Source organism: Bacillus sp. AY2-1, from assembly GCF_008368965.1.
Taxonomy (GTDB): Bacteria; Bacillota; Bacilli; order Bacillales; family Bacillaceae_G; genus Bacillus_A; species Bacillus_A thuringiensis_S.
Genome location: NZ_QPEL01000066.1, coordinates 13372 through 34595, shown reverse-complemented (window position 1 = coordinate 34595; position 21224 = coordinate 13372). Strand labels below are relative to the sequence as shown.

Genomic DNA, 21224 nt, shown 5'->3' with positions numbered 1-21224 from the left:
AGGGCGGGCTACATGGCATATATAGACGGTAAATGGTTAGCCCGTCAAGAACGTCAGGAACGTATCAATCTTGTAGCAGAAAGAGCGAAAAAATTACAGGAGTTGTACGAAACTGGTGAGGCTACAGAATATTACATGGATACACTACTTGCTGACATCGATGAGTTAGAAAAGTTAAAAAGGGTGCACCGTGGAGAACATGACATGCTGTACTTCATGTATGAGTATTTCTCTGAAGAAGGGAATCCCGGGAATCCAGATAACTTAATCCCTGCCGGGGTATCGATGGATGATGCTGCAGAGTTTCACCAAACGTTATGTGGGCTATTAGATGACATCACAACAGGTAGGGAGAAAAAGAAAAAAGTAGCATGGAGTGTAGGACGTGGTCATGCGAAAACAGCATACCTGAGTAACGGTTATTTGTGTCATCAAGTCGTGTATCGATTAAAGCAGTATATTGTTTTGATTTCTGAAACATCTGATGTAGCCGGTGACTTTATATCTTGGGCACGTGATCAGTTAAAGTATAACGAAAAATTACGCGAGGATTTCGGAATCTTACTTCATGAGCAAAAAAGCCGAAATGAAGTAGATAACGACAAAGAGTTTGTGACTTTAACAAACACGAAAGTCGAAGCAAAAGGTATCGGAACACAGGTACGTGGGTTACGTCACGGTTCCAAAAGGGTTCAGCTTTACATTTTGGATGATTTGGAGAGTAAAGAAAATACCGCGACAGTTGATTTAATCGCGAAAAATAAGCGTTGGTTCAAGGAAGAATTGCTTCCAGGTTTAAGTCGTCAAGAAGGTGCCTGTATTTATATGGGTACCATCGTTTGTTACGACAGTTTATTGCATCACGTGATTAAAAACCGCCGTGATTTCGTATCGAGATCATTTCCGGCAATCCTAAAATGGTCAGAGCGAGAAGATTTATGGCAAAAATGGCGTGAGATTCGTCAGGTAGATGATCCAGACTCAGCAGATCGTGCTCGTGAATTTTATGAGCAGAATAAAGAAGAAATGCTCCGTGGAACAAAAACTTTGTGGCCATCACATTTCCCTTACATCGATTTGATGGAAATTAGAGAGGATGACGGTACCAAAGCGTTTAACCAGGAGTATTTATGTAACCCGACTGACGAGGAAAGACAGATATTTAAACCTAAATATTTCACGTACTGTACTGAAGATGATTTAAAAGATAAAAAACTTCTGCATTACGGTGCGGTTGATTTCGCGATGGGTAAAGAAAAAGGTGACTATAGTGTAGTAGTCACACTTGCGAAAAACGTTGAAACAGGAACTTGTTACGTTATCGATATTTTTATGGAGCGTGTGCATCCAAATACGTTGTTAGAAAAGGCTGTAGAATACACGCTGGAATATCAATACGAAGCACTTGCGGTAGAGGCGCAACAAGCCCAGGAATGGTTTGCGGATAAGGTTGGAGAGGCATTGCAGAAAAAAGGATATCCTTCATCGACTCGTTTAAAACAAATTAAGCAGCGTACACGAAAAGCACTACGTATTGAGTCGTTATTACCAGATATACAGAGCGGTAAATTACGTTTTATGAAACATTTACGTGCTTTATTGGAGCAATTTGAAATGTATCCGATGCACCCACACGATGACGGTCCGGATGCAGTTCAAATGGCTTTTTCTATTGCATATAAACGTGCAAGACGTAAAGCGGGAACTACAGGAAATTCAAGATATTGAGAAAGGAGGGGCTTGAATGAGAGTACAAGGTGATCGTAATTTTATGAATCCAGTGGAAATTGTAATGCCAGTTCGTACCGCACTCGGCGATTCTGAGTGGACACGCATTATGTCCGAGGTTCGTTTGTATGAGCGTTATGAAGGAGACTTAAACGTATGGTCTGATTATAAAAAACCAGACAATCTTGACTATGATCCTACGAAAATACAACTTGACTATCCTCAAAAAATCGTAAATATGATTGCAGCATGGCAATTTGAAAAAGAACCGAAAGTAACAGTTCCTCCTGATGTGATAGATGACCCAGCACTTATGATTCAATCAGGATATGAACCTAGTGAGGAGCAACAAGCAGAAAACAGTAGAGCGAAAGCAAAGGAACGGTTATTAACATGGGTTTGGGATGACAACCGAATGCATGAGAAGTTATTAGCAGCAGCAAAAGACAGGGCTATTTCAAAAACCGGTGTGTATGCTCGGATTCATTACGATAAACGCCGCGGTGAATTTAAGATTATTTGGCATCCATCGACGGAAGTAATTGCGAAATACAGTGACTGGGATATAGATCAACTGGAAGAAATTCATTTTATTGCATGGCTTGATGAAGAACAAACGAAAATGTGGAAATTATCGTATTACTTAGTTTGGCATGAAGAAGCTGGTGAGTACGACTGTGAAATTGAAGAGGCTGTATACAACGGTGATTTAGAAAAACAAGAGGATAGGGTTGAGCGCTCATCAATGGGCATCGATTTTATTCCCGTTGTACCAGTGCCGACTGAAAAGCTCAGTAAGCGAACTACAGGTTATAGTGAGCTTGAAAAAACGATTAAGCTTTCTGACGAAATCGACAAAAAGATGTCTGATTACTCGGATGCGCTACGTTTTGAAATGTTCGCTATTACGTTGCTAACGAATGTAGACGAGGATCCAAAGAATCCACTACAAGTTGCACCAGGTGCGAAATGGGATTTAGGTGACGGCGCTGAAGATGCAGGTGAACCAAGCGCTAAAAAGCTGGAAAGTGGATTCCGATTTAAAGAAACCATTGAAGCGTATCTGGACCGATTACAAAAACGCCTACATGAAAAAGCAGAAGTACCAATGGTGAATACGGCTGATATGAATACAGGTGGTATAAATGACATGGCCGTGCAGCTTTTATTCAGTAATATCATTTCAAAAACACAACGCTCATGGGTTATATGGCAATCACGCCTCCAAACCTTAAATGAGTATATTTTGCGTTATATGAAAGCAAGACAGGATGATCCAAAATTCAAATACGATAAAGCGATGTTAGCAAAAGTAGATAACTATTATGCTAGCAAGATTATTTTCGGTTTACCGTTACCACAAGATCAAAAAGCACTTATCGAACAGTTGGGGGATGAAATTTCTAACGAAATCGAATCAATTAAAGGTGCTATTACGAGAAGTGGTAAAGAAAATGCGGAACAAAAGTTCATGGAGATTATGCAAGAGCGGATGTTGAAACGACAGTCTCAGGATCCGTATAACGAAAAGTAATACTTGCCTTACGAAATGGCGCTATAAACTTTCGGAAATTATAGCCGACAGGCTCAAAATGGAGGATTTGTAAATGGAATACGCAAAACAAGCTACAGCATTAAAATTTTTTGTAGAACAAGTACAAAAAACACCTAAGTTCCCACTTCGATTAGACCTACAGTTTTTCTCTGATGGTGGTAGTCCTGAGGATAATCCTGATAACAACCCTGGCGATCCTACTAATCTACCTAAATCACAAGAAGAATTAGATGAACTTGTAAAGAAACGCTTAGAACGTGAACGTAAAAAGTCAGCTGAAAAATACGGCGACTACGATGATGTTAAAGCAAAATTAGCAGAATACGAAAAAGCTGAAGAAGAGCGTAAAAAGCAAGAAATGACGGAAATCGAACGTTTGCAGGCTGAAAAAGAAGAAGCTGACAAAAAGGCACTAGAAGCTTCTGAAGCAGCACAAAAAGCGCAAGAAAAAGCAAATACACGTATTCTAAATACAGAAATTAAGAGTATGGCACGTGCTTTAGATGCGAATGATCCAGGTGACGTATTGGCGCTTTTAGATAAGTCGACCATTCAACTTGATGAGAATGGAAATTATCAAGGAGTTGAAGAGGCTGTTAATGCGCTAAAGGAAAGCAAACCTTGGATGTTCAAGAAAGTTGTGGGAGCAGATGCAGCTGGTGGCGCGAATCCAGGAACAAATCCGAGAGCGAATGAAATTCTTGCTTTAGAAAAAGAGCTGGAAGAAGCGAAAACAAAAGCGTTAAAAGATTCAAAGTATGCGGGCGAGGTAACTCGTATTTATAACAAGTTGTTAGAAGCAAAATCGAAGAAATAACGGATCGTTGATTAAAAGTCAGCGGTTTTTTTATTTAAAAAATTTGAGGGGGCTACAAATATGCCAGTACCAACTACGTACGAATTTCAACAACAAGTAAGACAAATGCAAGCGAATGTGGATTTAATTCTTACGAAAGCACCTGTTCTTTTCGGATTAATTGGTGTAGGAGACGCTTTAACACAAACTAAATTTGAATGGCAGAATGACTATTTAAACTCTGATACAGGTATTGTGAAAACAGCCGCGGCTGTTGGGGATACGGACCTAGTTTTAGAAAAAGGCGAGGCTCGTAAATTTACTGAAAATGCTCTGGTACAAAACGGATTAGAAGTGCTACGTGTAGTAAATGTTGATGAAAACGCGGATAAAATCACTGTGCAACGTGGTTACGATAGTACGAAAGCGGAGGCAATTACAGCTGGTGGTGAATTAAAAGTCATTGCAAGACCGAGACCAGAAGGTGAAGATGCATTCCGTAAGAATGAAATTAATGATCGTCTGGTGTCACATAACTTCTCCCAAATCTTTTCAAGATACGCATCTGTTTCACGTACACAACAACAAGTGAACACATACGGCGTATCAAACGAATTAGATTATCAAGTAAACCTGCGTTTACAAGAGATGATTCGTGAAGCAAACACTTCTCTAATTTATGGTCGTAGAAATGTTGGCTCTCCAACACAACCGCGTACTACAGGTGGTTTATTTGCATTTGCGGGTATTGAAGGTTCTCATAAGCAAGACTTTAAAGGGAACGAAATTGCGGCAAAACCTTTAAATGACGCTGTAGAACAAGTATTTACTCGAGGCGGTTCAGCAAACACAATTTTATGTGGACCAAATATCGCGCGACAAATTACCAAGCTTGGTGGCGATACAATTCGTACTACACGCCAAGATACCGCAGCAGGTTACCAAATCTTATCATTCGTTTCCGACTTACCTGGTGGAGCAATTTCTAGTGTGGTAGTCGATTTAAATATGCCTAAAGATCGTGCATTACTTCTTGATACGGAAAAAGTTAAGGCGCGCTACTTAACTCCAATTTATGATCAAGATGCTACACCGAATGGTGCTGACTACTTCTCTCGTGTCATTCGTGGGGAATTTGGATTTGAAGTTAAGAATGCGAAAGAGTCTATCGCTGTTCTTGAAAATATCTCTAAAACAATGGCTTAAAAAGGTAGCGTGTATACTACCTTTTTTTCATTTTGAAAGGAGTGTTATAAATGCCTATTTCTGAAAATCAAGCTCAACGGTTAAATAAATCGATGCCGATTGCGAAAGACACATCGCTTGGCAATATTATTAAAGGTCTTGAAGAAAAAGTAGCTCTAATACCCAAAAAGGTTGATAAACAACCAGATAGTACAGCGACTGACGTAGCGGGTATAGTAAAAGACTTAAACGCCCTTATTGCAAAGTTAAAAGCTGCAGGAATCATGATGCCTTAACAAAATACAGTGACGGAGGTGACGCCAAATGAAGGTGTCGGAAAGGCTGGAGAGTCGGTTAGCAAAAGTTCCAAAAGTAACTCCTGAAGACATCGGAAATTGGCTAGCTGAAGCCGAAACCGAGTCAGAATTAACCGAAGAATTAAACGCAAATGCTGTTTTTTATCTTGCTCTGTCATTTGCTTATGAATCGATTGCGGCAGACGCAGCGCGCTATTTTTCTTATACAGATGGTGAAGAATCAGTTGATAAATCAATGATCTTTGCAAACTATAAGAAGTTATCAGCGGACGCGCTTAAAAAGTACAGGAAGTATCGACGGGGAAAAGGTACTCACCAAACATTTGCTAAACGGGCAGATGGGAGATGATTACATGAGCGATTCTCAACAAGAGATGGATGCGGCGCTCGATACCATTTCCGAAGAATTTAAAGAGGAGCATGAAAAACAGGTTTCTGATACAGTTAAGGCTATTATCCTAATACGTTTGTTTTTAGTTGATTTATTGAATGACTATCAAAAGGATGGAATCGTAAAGCGTAGTAGGTTAAATGCGTTATTACGAGACCTTACTTTATACGAAAAAGAATTTCGTAAACAAGCAGAGCGGTCATTCCATACATTGATTGAAAACACGTCGAAATGGACCACGTCAAAATTATCAGAAGCAGGTTTGGACGTGAAATCTATAACTGCAGTAAATAAGCAAATTATTCAAGGGGTTATAAAAAGACATGGTGAAGATGGCTTAGTTCTGTCTGATCGTGTATGGAATTTATCTGGAGATATGAGAGATCGATTAAGTAGTGTCATTCGTCCATCTGTATTAAAGGGCGAGAGCATTACAATGATTTCTCAAAAGATAAAAGAAGTACACGACAATGAGAGATGGAAGGTTGAGCGCGTAGCAATTTCTGAGAGTACTAACACATACCGAGTAGCTACTATACAGAATGGGTTAGAAAGTGAAATTGTGGCAGGTTATCAAATTATTGATAATGGCCATCGCCACAGATATCACTCAAAGCATATGTGTTACAAGCTAGCGAGACGTGATGCATACGGTTTAGGAGCTGGAAAGTATCCGAAAAATATCCCGGAAAGCCTTATGAATCAATTAATAAGCCCACATCCACAATGTTCGTCACGGCTGAACTACTTAATAAGCGGGGAGGTGTAGCAATTGCTTACTGAAGATGATATTAAAGAGATTCGCGAAAATCGTGAAATGGTTGAGCAGGGACGTAGAGAACCGGTGATTTTATACATTAAAGGGGTTTCTGTAAAGGATCCAATTACAGGAGAAGAGATGCAAGGTGAACCTCAAAAAGAAAACGTTCAATTAGTTTGGAAGAAATTCACGTCAGTGGAAAAGACGAAGTTTGCTGATCTCGATGTTAAAAAAGGAGAGGCACTTGTTACATTTTCTCTTAATGTGGACTTAGAGAACATTGAAAAAATTGAACGTAAAGGTGTTTTTTACGTTATCGAACTTATCGATGAACGAGGGCTTGGTGGAGTAAACCGTCGTGAGGTTATTGTAAAGAGGGTGATTTGATGAGGATTAAAGTTGTTGTTAAAGGAAAATCAAATGTGTTAAAAGCACATAATTCCAATAGATACAAAACACCAATTGAGCAAACGGTAGAAAAACATACACGCTTACAAGCTAATCAAGCCTCTAATCGAGCACCGATATTACACGGTCCTTTATCTGAAAGTATTCCTGCAAGTGTAAAGATGGTAGTCGGTGCGAGAATTATTGGTACGTATGGATCTCCTCTTATTTACGCGGCGGTACAAGAATTTACGCACAAAACAAAAAAAGGTTTTATGCGTAAAACAGCTTTTGAAGGTGAGCAACCATTTGTTGAGGATATAAGCAAAACTGTTCAACGTATAGCGAAGGGGCATTAATTATGTTGAATGATGTAATGTATTCATTAAAAAAGTTGCTGGATGTTTTTGCGCCTACTACATGGATATACGATGGTGTTTCTGTATCAGGAAAAGACAAACCCTTCATTACCATTGAGGATTTGTCTGGAACAATTAGCAGGTATTCAAAGGAGAATTTCTCACGTAATCATCTGATACAAGTAGGTGTGTATGCAGATAAAATTTTTGATAGGAACGATTTGCAAGATAGAATAATTAACCGATTCGAAAAGGGTTCAATTGACTTGTACGATACAAGTAAAAAGAATCCAGAACGAATCGGTTTTTTTAATGCAAAAGTAAAGGATTTTGAACCACTGTCTCAAAAAGACGTTGAGATTTTAACAGCGAAACATTTGAGTTTTATTACTATAACAATCAGAAATTAGAGGGGGACTAAAAATGGCAGAAGTGAAAAAAAGTAATGCACCTGAGTTTAAAGGTGCCGAAACGCTTTACTTGATTGACATTCCGCAACCTGATGGGAAAACTACAAAAACAGTTCGATTTTTTAACCAAACGTCAGGTTCACGATCAATTGAGGCTGGAGAAATCGAGTTGAAAACAAAAGATAAGAGTGGATCTGATTACGGTGACGTAACACAATCAGCTAGCATTGAAGGGATTTGTACTGAAGGTGACGAGGGACTTGATTATGTAGAAGAAGCAATTCTTAATAAAGTTTTAGTAAGAATTCATGAAGTTAACCTACGTAGTGCAACCGCTTCTGAGTTTAAAGTTAAATCAGGAACATACATGTTGAATAGTTTGGAACTTTCTCATGAAAATGAGGAGTACTCAAAGTATTCTATTGGCTTAAAATTAAATGGAAAAATTTCTAAAGGGACGCTTAATAAAGTACCTGAAGGTGCGCCTTCTGGTGATGTAGCTACACCAGGAGCGTAATAGTAAATCTATTTATTAATAATTAAGAATGTTTATGGGGGTGGGGATTTTTGGATATATCTAAAATTGAAAAAATTGCAATCGCATCTTCAATTCTTTCAACATTCGGAGAGGATGCTTTGGCTCCTCACGTTGATTTAAATCGCTTATCAGAATTATGTGAGGAATCGACTCGAAATTCAACAGCGAGACAATGTGGTGAAGCGACAGTTAGTGTTTTAAATAAGATTATTGATAGCTTGTCAGAGGAGGGTGAACAATGAAGCTAGATCAACAAGAGCAAGCGGTTATTATAGGCAATATAATTATGATGCTTGGTGGGCATGAAGAGGTAACTAATTATGTCGATCCTAAGAAGTTGGCCAAAGTAAGTGATATTCACAATGAGTTATACGATAATACAACCCCGCGTGAGCGAAGAGAAGCAATGATTAGTTTGCTTAATAAAACAATGGATGAATTTGTGGAAAATAAATAATTAAGATTTGAATAAGCGTTCATATAGACGCTTTTTTATTTTGAACAAAAAATAATTGGAGGTAATTATTATGGCTGAAAAATCATATACGCGTTTCGTAATTAATGGTAAAGAACAAGAACTGAAATTCTGTTTACAGGCACTGAGGTTATTAGATGAAAACGGTGGGCCGATGCAATTCGTTTCCCAAACCATGCAGGGCGGAATTACTAATTTCACGGATGTGGTTTATTACGCACTGATTCATACAAATGAGGGAATCACGTATGAAGCTGTACAGAAAGAGATTGAAGATATGTTTAATGCTGAAAAACTAGACCTTGATGAAATTCTAAAGTACAACAAAGCAGTTGTGCTAAATAGTTTTTTCTTCCAGAAGACAGTGAAGAAACTTCTAGGGACAATGACAGCGGAACAACAGAAATCGTTCGAGAACCTGTACGCATAAATATTGATGAATTGCAAGGTGAGTGTTTTCGTTTTTTTAATATGACCACCTTGCAATCTTGGCGTATTAGTCTCAAGGAGTATCACCTTATGTTGAACGGATATAAGGAACAACTACTTGATAAGTACGAGTTTGCAAGTGTACAAGCTTTGTTTAATCGAAATGCTAAAAGTGACAAAATCAAGTCATTAGCGGATATATATACCCGTCCAGAAAGTGTTCGTGATATTGAAAAACAAGCAAATGAACGGAAAGAAGTAGTTGAAAAAATTCAAAGAAACGAATCGTTCTTTGATCAAATAGAATCAATGATTAGAAGTCAAATACAAGAAGAGGAAGGGTAGGTGAGGTGAATGAGCCAGAACAAGGTAGAAACTCAGGTGATTGCAGACATATCTAATTTAATAAGTAACCTTGGAAGAGCTACACAAGCATGGAATACATTTTTTCAGCAGATTAGTAGACCACCTCCTATCCCACCAGCACCGCAACCGCCGTCACCTCCACCATTACCGCCAGCGCCACCAGCACCACCGCCTCCTGATTATTCAGGGTGGCGTGCTAGATTTCAAGAAGTAGGTAATCAAGCAATTGAAATGGGCCGACGTGTACAGCAAACAGGGCAAACAATGCAAAATGCATTTGGTCCTGCAGCTGCAGCGTCGGCTTTTGCTTTAGGGAGTATGATTCAAAAGTCACGAGAATTTGAATCACAAACTCGTAAAGCGGTAGTTTTAACTGCAGGTGACTACGGTCAAGTAAAGAAAGCGATTCTTGATATGGCAAAGGACTCTGTGTATTCAACAGGGCAGGTAGCAGCGGCTTTTGCTGAAATGGGTGCGAAAGGTTTTGATTCGGCTCAGGCAACGTCCGCATTACCTGGTGTGTTGAGTGCAGCGGCTGCGTCAGGCGAAGACCTGGGGATGGTTGCTGATACGATTACGTCAGCTTTAAACTCATTTGGTATGGAGGCAAGTCAAAGTACACATGTTGCTGATGTTCTAGCAACAGCCGCAAACGCAACAGCTGCGGGTGTAGGGGATATGCAATACGCTTTTAAATATGCGGCGGGTCCAGCAGCTCAATTAGGCATATCGATGGAAGAACTAGCGGCTTCTGTTGGTATTATGTCAAATAGCGGTATTAAAGGGGAGACCGCTGGTACAGCATTACGTGCATCTTTACTACGTTTAGTTAAACCGCCAAAAGCAGCGGCAAATGAGTTAAAACGGCTTGGCGTATCTATTACGGATCAACAAGGTAATATGAAACCATTGTCTCAAATTATTGGTGAGTTGAAATCAGGAATGGAAGGTATGACAAGTGCACAAAAAGGTGCGGCGTTAGCAACAATATTTGGTACAGAAGCTGTATCAGGTATGATGGCACTTGTAGCAGCAGGACCTGAAAAGATTGATGCTTTAACACAATCCTTAGTGAACTCGGACGGTGCTTCTAAAAAAGCTGCGGACTCCATGCTTGAAGGATGGGCCGGAGCACTGACGAAAATGGAATCCTCTCTTGATGCTGCTGCACGTGCATTTACTGATGCATTAGCTCCTGCATTAATGGCCGTAGCTGGAGTAGTTGAAACCTTGGCAAACGCGTTTATGAAATTACCAGCTCCTGTACAGACGGTGATTGCTTCCGTAGTAGCATTTACTACAGCTTTTTTAGTTATAGCAACGGTAGCAGGTATTGTTATTAATGCAATCGGTGGTGCAATTATCACCATCGGTAAACTTATGCTATGGATGTCGGGAACATCAAAAGCAGCGGTAATGCTTCGGGCTGCTTTATCAGCATTAAGAGCCGGATTTGCATTATTGTTAGGACCGGTTGGTGCGGTTATTGCAATTCTAAGCTTAGTGGGGGTAGCGCTAGTTCAACTTTACAAACATAACGAGACTTTTCGAAATGCTGTTAACAATGCGTGGGAATCAATAAAGAGTAGGACAGTAGCGGCAGTTGAAGCTATGAAATCTGCTTTTGATTCTTTAGGTTCTTATCTTGGGACGATACCAGAAAAATTTTCAGCAATGGGTACAGCAATCAGCGCAGCATTAGAGGCAGGGTTAATTAAAGCGGGTCAGGTGTTTTCTGGTTTTGCAACAGCAGTAGAGGTTTCGTTAGCTGTAATAAAATCGAAATTTAGTGAATTTGGTCAGGGGATAAGTGGTGCATTTAGTTCAGCAATATCAGGACTTAGTTCAGCATTTGCTGGAATTGGGTCAGCTCTTTCTCCAGTAATTGACTTTATAAAAATGTCTTTCTCTTCAATAGGAAATACGATAGCTACTTTAACACCATTAATTGTTCGTTTAGGCTTATCGTTTTTAGGTGTTTCAGGACCCGTAGGATGGGTAATCGCTATTGTAGCTTCTTTAGGTGCTACGATATTTAAATTGATAAATACAAATGATCAAGTGAAGTCTGCGTTTATGTCGGCTTGGCAGTCTATACAATCGATTTTTAGTTCTGTGATTTCTGCGATTTTGCCGGTTGTTCAGTCGATAGCTCAAGGGATTACACAAGCATTTGCACCACTTGCTCCTGAATTTGCGAAAACCGGACAAGTTATAGCAGAAAGTTTCGCGACACTTGGACCTGCTCTTTCTGAGCTAGGTACGGCCTTTGGTGAGCTAGGTTCTACAATAGCTAGTTTGTTTAGTGAAGTAGTACAAGCTGTAGTACCGATAGCACTCGACTTATTCCGTTTGTTTGGAGAAACAATCCAAGCCGTAGTACCTTTAGCGTCTGATTTATTTAAACTTTTTGGGCAAGTAATACAAGAAGTAATGCCTATGATTACTGAATTAATTCAGATGTTTGCTGATACGACAATAGAAATTATGCCATTGATAACAGAGGCTATACAACAAGTAGCTCAAATTTTTACTGAGCTAGCATCTACAGTTTTACCGATATTCGCTCAAGCTTTTCAAACGGCATTCCCTATTATTTTACAAGTAATCCAGACGGTGTTTAGTATAGCAGGAATGCTGATTCAAGGATTTGGAGAGGTCCTATCTATCATAGCGACATCAGTAATTCCGATTATTCTCCAGGCGGTACAAGCGGTCTTCCCAGTAATAGCTGGGATTATTGCTGCTGCGATTTCCGTTGCGATTCCGATTATTCAATTATTAGGTCAGGTAATCTCTATCATAGCGACTACAGTTATTCCTTTAATTTTGCAAATAGTCCAGGCGGTTTTCCCGGTAATAGTTTCTATAATTCAAGCGGCGATTCCCGTAGCCACTGCGATACTTGAAGGTCTAGCAACAATAATAAAAGGCGTAGTGATCCCGGCGATTCAATTTATTTTGTCGATTGTTCAGGCGGTTTTCCCCGCTATTATGGGCGTAATAACCTCTGCTATTGGGATAATCACCAATATAATAAAGCTTTTCACTTCAGTTTTAAAAGGGGATTGGAGTGGGGCGTGGAACGCGGTGAAAGGCATTACGTCGAGTGTGATGTCATTAATCGGAAATATCATCCAAGGGGCAATAAATTTAATTTCTGCGGTCGTGACTGGTGGGCTAAATTTAGTGAAATCTATTTTTTCTAGTGTTCTATCAGCGATAGGTTCTCTAGTAAGCTCAATTTTCTCGGGGATAGGCTCGGTTATTTCATCTGTTATGAATGCAGCAGGTAGCATCATTTCCTCAATTTGGAATGCGGCTAAGTCAGCGACATCTAATATCCTAAATTCTATCTATAACACAGTGACTCAAATTTTTGGCAATGTAAAGTCATTCCTAAGCGGAATTGATTTAGGAAGCATAGGAAAAAATATGATGAAGGGGCTTTTAAATGGTATAAGCTCTATGGCTGGGGCTATTTGGGACAAAATTACGGACATCGGAAATGGAATTAAAGATAAAATTTCAGGACTTTTATCGATTCACTCACCGAGTCGTTGGTTCAGGGATTTCATTGGTGTCAATATGATGAAAGGGTGGATTAATGGTATTGATGCAATGAAAGGCGCTGTACAAAGAACAACAGAACAAATGACTGAATGGATGAAACCGGAAGCTCTACAAGTAGAGACTGTATACGGAATGCCAAGAGGACTTGGTGCGTACCAGACAGCTAAGCCACAAGCAAGCTCAGGAAATGAAGATTCCGGAACTGCTTCAAATTCTACAGCTAGTGAAAGACAACCCGCGTATATTAATATACAGCTTGGTAGACAAGAGTTTAATAGGTTCGTTGATGATATTACTGGAGAGCAAGAAGCTGTGAAAAAAAGGAAAGATGTATTTTAAAGGAGGGCGGTAGATTGTTAGTTTTTAATGGGATTAATTTAGAAGAATATTTCGGTCAAAAATACGAAAAAGGATTTTTTATGGTTAACGATATAAGAGGTCGCGGAATTTTAAGTGACGAAATTAGTGAGTTAACGGTACCTCACCGCCCAGGTTCATATTTTTTAAGTAAAAGGACTCCCAAGAGAGTATTAGAAGTAGATTTCTCTCTTAAGGGAGTCTCTCTTTTTGAACTAAGGAAACGGATAGATGAATTGAATGGTTTATTAGATACAGAAGAACCTGTAAAAATTACCTTCACAGACGAACCGGATATTGTGTATTACGGGATTAAGGAATCTGTAGAGGAGACTTTAGAAAAATCTAATATTCATCAAGCAACTATTACACTAATATGTCCAATGCCGTATAAGTTAGGGAATGAGAAAACGGTTGACTTTGAAAATGACGGTCGAGGGTTAATAGCCAACATTCAAAATAAAGGCAGTGCGGAGTCAGAACCTATCATCGAAATTGAAGTTGAAAACCCTTCTACATTTTTAGATGTTTGGAATAAGAGCGTATATCTTCCAAACAAAGAAGATTATTTTCGGATTGGTTACCCGTTACAAGTAAACCAACTTCCAGTAGAGTGGAAACAACGTGTAATGTGGGATGAAATGTCTACTACAGTTGGATGGACAAGTGTATCACAGTTTGAAAACACTAAAGGTGGAGGTACATTCAAATCTAATGGACATCAATTTTATGTAGAAGATTATGGTGATCAGAATTACAAAGGGAATCATGGAGCGATTGCTAAAAAAAGTATTCCTAGCGGACCATTACAAGATTTTATAATGGATGCTTATGTAAGGTTCAACTGCAGTAGTTATGTACAAATGGGACAAGTAGAAGTGGCCCTACTGGATGAGACTAGTAAACCTGTAGTTCGATTGTCGCTAAACGATGTATATTGGGAGGCTGAAGAAACTTTTGGTGTTGCTAAGATTGCCTATCCAGGGCATCCAGCTGAACAAATGATGATCCATACGCGCGGTATGTATCCTTGGACGTGGAATAATTTTTACGGAAAGTTATGTGTTTACCGTATTGGGAATGAATGGGAGTTTTATATTGCGAAATTTGCGCACGGTACTGAGATTGATGATGCTGGAGCAAAAGCTCGTTGGGTAGACAAAGATGGGATTTTGATGAATAAAATTGCACAGGTACAAATTTCTATCTGTCAATGGTGGAATAATAATCCGGCTGTACTTATGACAGTTGATGATATTAAGATTTGGAAAGTTAACCAAAATACAAGTAATAATCCTCCATATATTGTTGGAAAAGGAGATAAAGTGCAAATCGATACAGCTAAAAGTCTAGTTAGTATTAATGGTTCAAGTGCAATTAATCTGAAGGAATTATTCAGTGATTATCCTAAAATTACTAAGGGCCAGAATAAACTTGAAATTATGCCAGCTGATATCGGAACAGCAAAAGTTAAATATAGGGAGCGATTTCGATGAGAACACCAAGCGGATTACTTCATGTTGTTGATTTCAAAACAGATCAAATTCTATCCGCTATTCAACCAAAGGACTACTGGGAAGATAAACGTCATTGGGAAATTAAGAATAACATTGATATGCTAGAGTTCAAAACTTTTGACGGCACTCCACATGCAATTACATTGCAACAGCAGAACTTGGTTTTAAAGGAAGTACGAGATGGTCGAATTGTTCCGTATGTTATTAACAATGAAGTAGAAAAAGATTCAAATGATAGATCATTAACTGTACATTCTTCTGGTGCCTGGGTTCAAATAGCTAAAGATGGGATTATTAAACCTCAACGTATAGAGAGCGAAACAGTTAATACGTTTATTGATATCGCGCTTGCCGATTCAAAATGGCAACGTGGAATAACGGATTATTCTTCATTCCACACGATGACTATTGATGAATTCATCGATCCCCTCACTTTTTTAAAGAAAATTGCGGCTTTGTTTGAGTTGGAAATACAATATCGTGTTGAAGTATCCGGTTCTCAAATTACTGGATGGTACGTCGATATGATAAATAAACGAGGGAGAGAAACAGGGAAGGAAGTAACCCTGGGAAAAGACTTAGTGGGCGTTAGACGCATTGAACATTCCAGGGATATTTGTACCGCCTTAGTCGGATTTGTACGGGGTGAAGGTGAAGAACTTATCACGATTGAGAGCATCAATAACGGACTTGTTTATATTACAGATAGTGATGCCTTTCAACGTTGGAATGCACATGGTAAACATAAATTTGGTTTCTACACGCCAGAAACAGAAGATCAAAATATGACACCACAACGACTACTGACTTTGATGAAGACGGAATTAAAAAAACGTGTCAATTCTTCAGTTTCTTATGAAGTAGAAGCGCAATCGATTGGACGTATTTTCGGATTAGCGCATGAACTAATTAATGAGGGCGATACAATCCGAATCAAAGATACAGGCTTCACACCTAAGTTATACCTTGAAGCAAGGGCAATCGCTGGTGATGAATCATATACTAATCCTTCGCAAGATAAATATGTATTCGGAGACTATCGAGAGATTATAGATTCGAACGAGGAATTACGAAAATTATATAACAAAATGCGTGCTTGGTTAGAGGGGAAGGCTAACAAGGAACTGTTAGAACAACTAGAAAAGTTGGCCGAAGAAGCAAAGGAAGAATCAGGAAAAGCTGTAAAGGAATCACAAGAGGCTAAAGATATATCAGAGCAACTAAAAAAAAATATTGAAAATAATATGGTTAACATTATAGAAAGTAAAGAACCACCAACTACTGATCTTAAGCCAAACAAAACGCTATGGCGTGATATTAGTAATGGAAAGCCTGGTATTTTAAAAATATGGACAGGTACAGCTTGGGAATCGGTTGTTCCGGATACGGGACCATTACAAAAAGATATAAAGAATGCACAAACAGAAATTGATACTTTAAAAGAGACAATTGAAGATATACCTGATAAGACTTGGTTAAATCAGCAACTTGAAGGAAAGGCCAACAAAGAAGGTGTTTATACAAAAGATTGGGTAAACGAAAACCTTATTGGAAAGCAAGTGTACGAAACAAACCGTAAAGGTGATATAAAAGTATTAAATGAAACAAAAACGACTGCTGAACGCACAGCTGAAGAAATTAAAAATAAAGCAGAGAAAACGGAGATAACAACTCTAAACGATAATCTTAAACTAGTAAGTCAAACTGCTAATATTGCTAAACAGACAGCCGAATCTAACACTAACACCATTACAGAATTAAAAACTACTGTAAATAATATTTCTGTAGGTTCAATCAATTTAGCTAGCGGTTCAGAAACAGGGTTAAATAAACAGAACATGACTGGAACCTGGTCAGACAATAAACAAATGACTTTATCGGATAAGGTCAACTATAGAAATAAAATTTTTACTATCTCATTTTTGTTTACTGGTAAAATGACAAAATTCAATACAAATGCTTGGTTTGGCGTAGAAACAGCGATAACGTATGCAGATGGAGAGCAAGACTGGAAATCTGTACGCGCAGACTCGCAATTAAAGATTAATGTGGATTATAAAGACGAGCCACTATCAGTTACATTCAGAACAAAAGACAAAGACGTAACTCAAATTAAATTCTACTATTCTGGGCGCAATATTGATGGGAGTTTAAACTCATATCACGCTAAATTTGAAGAAGGTAACATACGAACTACATGGCAACTTTCTAACGATGAAGTTACTTCTAAAGCAGATTTTACCCAAACAACTAATGAAATTCAGCAAACAGTAAATACGAACTCCAAAACAATCTCGAAAGTACAACAAGATCAAGGTACAATGCAAACAACTCTAAATGAAGTGAAGCAGACCACAAATTCGAATTCTCTTAGTATTAAAACACTAACAGAAACGCAAACAGATCAAGGAAAACTCATTCAAGAAAACAAGAATGACATTACACAAACAAAAGACTCATTAAGTTCAAAGATTTCGGAAAAGCAAATGAAAGCTTATGTAGGGGCACTTGGCAGTATAAATCAATTCTTCAACACAGAGTTTAAGAAAAAAACAGTTGATGCTAATGGCAATATAACAAATGAGGTTGCTAGTACCGATAAATGGACAGTAGCAGGAGTTGTATCAGGTGCTACAGTAACACCAGTAACAGACAGACGCCATGAAGGTTATAACTCGGTCAGAATTGCAAATGCGGGGGTTGCAGCAAATAGCTGGACTGGTATTGCTCAAAGTATTGGAGCCTCACAAAATAGCGGTGACTACGTATTGTCTGCATGGGTTTATGTAGTAGATAAAAACTTATTAGACCAAGGAGCGTGCGTTAAGCTTCAATTCTTTAATGGCTCAACCGCATTAGGTTATGAGCAAACTGAAATAAAAGAGTTATTAGTTAATGGCTCCTGGATACTAGTTAGTGTAACCATTAAAGCTCCTGACGTTCCTGTAACTCGTTTGCAAGGAGATATATGGGTACGCCGTAATGGCACAATGTGGGTATCTCAACCACAGCTGCAACAAGGGAAAGAACCATCTGTATACATGCCAAATCCAAAAGACATTACCAACTATAAAGAATTGATTGATTTAGTTGCGGACAAAGTTGTAAAAAGTGATTTTGATACAGTAACTACAAACATGCAGACAGAAATTCGGCAGAATACAGAAGAAATAGGCTTTCGTGCTAAAGCGACTGAAGTGTATTCAAAGACGGATGCGGACAAAAAATTCGCTTATGTTTTGGATATGGAAGCAGCTATTAATTTAACAAACCAAAATATTAATTCTAGGGTTAAAAAAGGCGATGTTATATCCCAGATTAATCAATCCGCTGAGCAAATTCTAATCCAAGGAAGCAGAATTAATCTTATAGGGTATGTAACAGCTGAGCATATCAAAGGGAAAGTTTTAGAAGGAGTAACACTTAAAACGAGTGGAAACAGATTTGTTGAAATAAATAAGCAAGACATGAAGATTTTCGATGCAGATAAGCCACGTGGCTATATAGGATTTATGGAAACAAATGATGGAAGTATTCAACCTTCATTTGTCCTTGGTTCTGACAATATTAAATACAGGGGGACAGGATCGTTTTATATTTATCAAGTCATGCCGCGAATTAATGGAGTCGATCAACCTTCTAAAGCGTATGCGAAATTTGGGGTTTCTAAAGGAGAAAATGCAGAAGGAACTAATATTTGGTCAAATTATATTCAAATGCAGAATGACGGTGGACATCTGAGCGTATATTCAGATGGACAATTTCGTTTTAAAAACTTGAATGATATTATTTTTGAATCTGAAGGATGGGCTCCAGGATATGGTTACTTCTCTGTAACTACAACTGAACCGCATGTTTTTACAAATAACTGGGGACAGTTTACTTTCAAAAGAAAAGGCAGTGACTATAAAATACATTTCGTAAACGGCGCCACCGATCATGATTTAATCATGGGTAATGCAATGATAAGATCAAGTTTTGTACAAGGTTATAACAACGGATTACAGATTAAAGATATGATGGGTCAGGGATGGAAAGATATAGAATTAAGAACACTACGAGCGCAAGAAAATGTAAATGCCAATGGTCAAATGTGGGCGAAAGCATTTAATCCTACGTCAGCTAGAAATATGAAAGAAAATATAAAAGACATTTCTTTCTCGGCTCTTGATAAAATCATGAGTTTGGCTATAAAACAGTACAACTTCAAGGACGACATGTACGATCTGTATCAAATGCGTGTGAACAAACCAGAGGAACAAACAGAACCATATACAACAAAAGAAATTGAAACGTATTTCGGTATGATTGCAGATGATACGGAAGATATATTTACAGATAAAGAGAAACGGGCCATTAATTTATATAATACCGTTTCTATTCTTATTGCAGCATTCCAACAGTTTTACGATGAGTATAAGTTATTGAAAGAAGAAAGCAAACAATCGAAAAGAAGGATTGAAACGCTCGAAACCAATATAGCTGAGTTGAAAGATATAGTTCAAAAGTTAATTAATGAAAAACCAGAGCAGCGATAAGTTGGTCTTTTTTTTATTGTCTAAAAAGGGGTGATGGCGGTGGAGCAAAAAGAGTACGAACGTATTGCAAAATTAGAAGTGCATCTTCAGACGATGAACGCCGCAGTTAAACGAATCGAGGAAAAGCTAGACTACAATCAAAAAAATTATATGCAAAGGACTGAAGTTGATGAGATGTTCAAGTTCCGTGATCGAGAAATACGAGACTTAAAACTAGCGCAAGAAAAGTTGGAAAGTAACAAAAAATCACATATATCTATGTGGATTTCAGGACTGTCATTGGCAGTCCTTTTATTATTTAATATTTTAAATTTCTTTAAATGAGAGGGGGTGAGAGCATGGGGAACTTTGATGCAGCTTCAATAAGTCGTTATGTCGTATTAGTAATTGCTGTGATTAATAGTGTCTTAAATCTGATTGGATACCAAACGATTGATGACAAAATTACAAACGATTTAGTAGCCGTAATTACAGGAGCATTTACTTTGTATATGGCTTGGAAGAACAACTATTTGAGCAACAAAGGATTACAACAAAAAGATGTATTAGAAAAAAATAACTTACACTAAAAGGAGATGTTGAGTAATGGAAATTAGAAAAAATTTAGTTGACCCAAGTAAATATGGTACAAAATGCCCCTATACGATGAATCCAGAATTCATTACTGTCCACAATACTTATAACGATGCTACAGCAGCAAATGAAATAGCATATATGATTCGTAATGATAATCAAGTCTCTTTTCATATTGCGGTAGATGATAAAGAAGCTGTACAAGGAATTCCTTTAGAGCGTAACGCTTGGCATTGCGGTGATGGTGGTGGTAACGGAAATCGTAAATCTATTGGAGTTGAAATCTGCTTCTCTTTAAACGGTGGAGATCGATATTATAAAGCAGAAGATAATGCAGCTATCGTTGTAGCCCAACTCATGAAACAGTATAATATTCCAATTAGTAAAGTTCGCACACACCAATCATGGAGTGGAAAGTATTGTCCTCATCGTATGTTAGCAGAAGAACGTTGGAATAGCTTTATTGAAAGAGTCCAAAATGCATATAACGGAAGTAATAATCCAGTAATACAAAAACCTACTCCACCTTCAAACGATAGTACAGAAGTTGCTTATATTAATGGCGATAACGTGAATTTACGAAAAGGACCTGGGACTGGATATGCAATTATTCGTAAGTTAGGTAAAGGAGAATGCTATCAAGTATGGGGTGAGTCAAATGGCTGGCTAAACCTTGGTGGCGACCAGTGGGTTTATAACGACCCATCATATATTAATTATACTGGAAGGAATGCACCAGAACCTTCGAAGCCTTCAAATGATGGCGTTGGTGTCGTGACTATTACAGCGGATGTATTACGCGTTCGCACTGGTCCAGGAACTAATTACGGCATCGTGAAAAATGTGTACCAAGGCGAAAAATATCAAACGTGGGGATGTAAAGATGGTTGGTATAATGTTGGTGGCGATCAGTGGGTTTCAGGTGGCTATGTAAAATTTGAAAAGTAAAATATATTACAAAATAATAGCT

21 protein-coding genes are annotated in these 21224 nt (G+C 38.3%); all 21 read left to right on the top strand.

The window, feature by feature from the left end; all coding sequences use genetic code 11:
* Positions 1 to 12 precede the first annotated feature (12 nt).
* The 21 genes from terL to DN403_RS16140 all read left to right on the top strand — a co-directional run bounded on the left by terL (position 13) and on the right by DN403_RS16140 (position 21202).
* Positions 13 to 1728, top strand: a complete 1716-nt coding sequence (gene terL / locus DN403_RS16240; RefSeq protein WP_149185603.1) for a phage terminase large subunit — start codon at positions 13 to 15, stop codon at positions 1726 to 1728.
* Positions 1729 to 1744: 16 nt separating this feature from the next.
* Positions 1745 to 3262 (top strand): phage portal protein, encoded by a 1518-nt coding sequence (locus DN403_RS16235; RefSeq protein WP_149185602.1) that lies wholly within the window; start codon positions 1745 to 1747, stop codon positions 3260 to 3262.
* A gap of 73 nt (positions 3263 to 3335) precedes the next feature.
* Positions 3336 to 4100, top strand: coding sequence for a phage scaffolding protein (locus DN403_RS16230; RefSeq protein ID WP_000455455.1), 765 nt, complete (start codon positions 3336 to 3338; stop codon positions 4098 to 4100).
* A 60-nt stretch (positions 4101 to 4160) separates the two neighbouring features.
* Complete coding sequence (locus DN403_RS16225) at positions 4161 to 5285, top strand: SU10 major capsid protein (RefSeq protein ID WP_061884046.1); 1125 nt, start codon at positions 4161 to 4163, stop codon at positions 5283 to 5285.
* A 50-nt stretch (positions 5286 to 5335) separates the two neighbouring features.
* Positions 5336 to 5560, top strand: a complete 225-nt coding sequence (locus DN403_RS16220) for a head fiber protein (RefSeq protein ID WP_149185601.1) — start codon at positions 5336 to 5338, stop codon at positions 5558 to 5560.
* Positions 5561 to 5588: 28 nt separating this feature from the next.
* Positions 5589 to 5930 carry a hypothetical protein gene (locus tag DN403_RS16215; protein WP_000868476.1) on the top strand — a complete coding sequence of 114 codons (342 nt, stop codon included), beginning with the start codon at positions 5589 to 5591 and terminating at the stop codon, positions 5928 to 5930.
* Between the two features lie 4 nt (positions 5931 to 5934).
* Entirely contained in the window at positions 5935 to 6741 is an 807-nt protein-coding gene (locus tag DN403_RS16210; RefSeq protein ID WP_149185600.1) for a hypothetical protein, read from the top strand.
* A gap of 3 nt (positions 6742 to 6744) precedes the next feature.
* Positions 6745 to 7119, top strand: a complete 375-nt coding sequence (locus tag DN403_RS16205) for a hypothetical protein (protein ID WP_149185599.1) — start codon at positions 6745 to 6747, stop codon at positions 7117 to 7119.
* Positions 7119 to 7478: a hypothetical protein gene (locus DN403_RS16200; protein ID WP_149185598.1), complete on the top strand. Its 360-nt coding sequence runs from the start codon at positions 7119 to 7121 to the stop codon at positions 7476 to 7478. Before DN403_RS16205 ends, DN403_RS16200 begins: the two co-directional genes overlap by 1 nt.
* Before the next feature lie 2 nt (positions 7479 to 7480).
* Positions 7481 to 7888: a hypothetical protein gene (locus tag DN403_RS16195; protein ID WP_149185597.1), complete on the top strand. Its 408-nt coding sequence runs from the start codon at positions 7481 to 7483 to the stop codon at positions 7886 to 7888.
* A 13-nt stretch (positions 7889 to 7901) separates the two neighbouring features.
* Positions 7902 to 8405: a phage major tail protein, TP901-1 family gene (locus DN403_RS16190; protein ID WP_000852561.1), complete on the top strand. Its 504-nt coding sequence runs from the start codon at positions 7902 to 7904 to the stop codon at positions 8403 to 8405.
* Positions 8406 to 8455: 50 nt separating this feature from the next.
* Positions 8456 to 8668 (top strand): hypothetical protein, encoded by a 213-nt coding sequence (locus tag DN403_RS16185; RefSeq protein WP_000355285.1) that lies wholly within the window; start codon positions 8456 to 8458, stop codon positions 8666 to 8668.
* Positions 8665 to 8883 carry a hypothetical protein gene (locus tag DN403_RS16180; RefSeq protein ID WP_149185596.1) on the top strand — a complete coding sequence of 73 codons (219 nt, stop codon included), beginning with the start codon at positions 8665 to 8667 and terminating at the stop codon, positions 8881 to 8883. Before DN403_RS16185 ends, DN403_RS16180 begins: the two co-directional genes overlap by 4 nt.
* A 70-nt stretch (positions 8884 to 8953) precedes the next feature.
* Positions 8954 to 9331 carry a tail assembly chaperone gene (locus DN403_RS16175; protein ID WP_149185595.1) on the top strand — a complete coding sequence of 126 codons (378 nt, stop codon included), beginning with the start codon at positions 8954 to 8956 and terminating at the stop codon, positions 9329 to 9331.
* Between the two features lie 89 nt (positions 9332 to 9420).
* Complete coding sequence (locus tag DN403_RS16170) at positions 9421 to 9675, top strand: hypothetical protein (RefSeq protein ID WP_149185594.1); 255 nt, start codon at positions 9421 to 9423, stop codon at positions 9673 to 9675.
* 36 nt (positions 9676 to 9711) lie between these two features.
* On the top strand, positions 9712 to 13608 hold the full coding sequence (locus tag DN403_RS16165; RefSeq protein WP_149185634.1) for a phage tail tape measure protein: 3897 nt from the start codon (positions 9712 to 9714) through the stop codon (positions 13606 to 13608).
* Between the two features lie 14 nt (positions 13609 to 13622).
* Positions 13623 to 15122, top strand: a complete 1500-nt coding sequence (locus DN403_RS16160) for a distal tail protein Dit (protein ID WP_149185593.1) — start codon at positions 13623 to 13625, stop codon at positions 15120 to 15122.
* On the top strand, positions 15119 to 19681 hold the full coding sequence (locus tag DN403_RS16155) for a phage tail spike protein (RefSeq protein ID WP_149185592.1): 4563 nt from the start codon (positions 15119 to 15121) through the stop codon (positions 19679 to 19681). The genes DN403_RS16160 and DN403_RS16155 overlap by 4 nt, the downstream gene beginning before the upstream one ends.
* A 33-nt stretch (positions 19682 to 19714) precedes the next feature.
* Entirely contained in the window at positions 19715 to 20005 is a 291-nt protein-coding gene (locus DN403_RS16150) for a hypothetical protein (RefSeq protein WP_255451991.1), read from the top strand.
* A 14-nt stretch (positions 20006 to 20019) separates the two neighbouring features.
* Complete coding sequence (locus DN403_RS16145) at positions 20020 to 20250, top strand: phage holin (RefSeq protein WP_078993282.1); 231 nt, start codon at positions 20020 to 20022, stop codon at positions 20248 to 20250.
* A gap of 16 nt (positions 20251 to 20266) precedes the next feature.
* Positions 20267 to 21202 (top strand): N-acetylmuramoyl-L-alanine amidase, encoded by a 936-nt coding sequence (locus tag DN403_RS16140; protein WP_149185590.1) that lies wholly within the window; start codon positions 20267 to 20269, stop codon positions 21200 to 21202.
* Positions 21203 to 21224 lie beyond the last annotated feature (22 nt).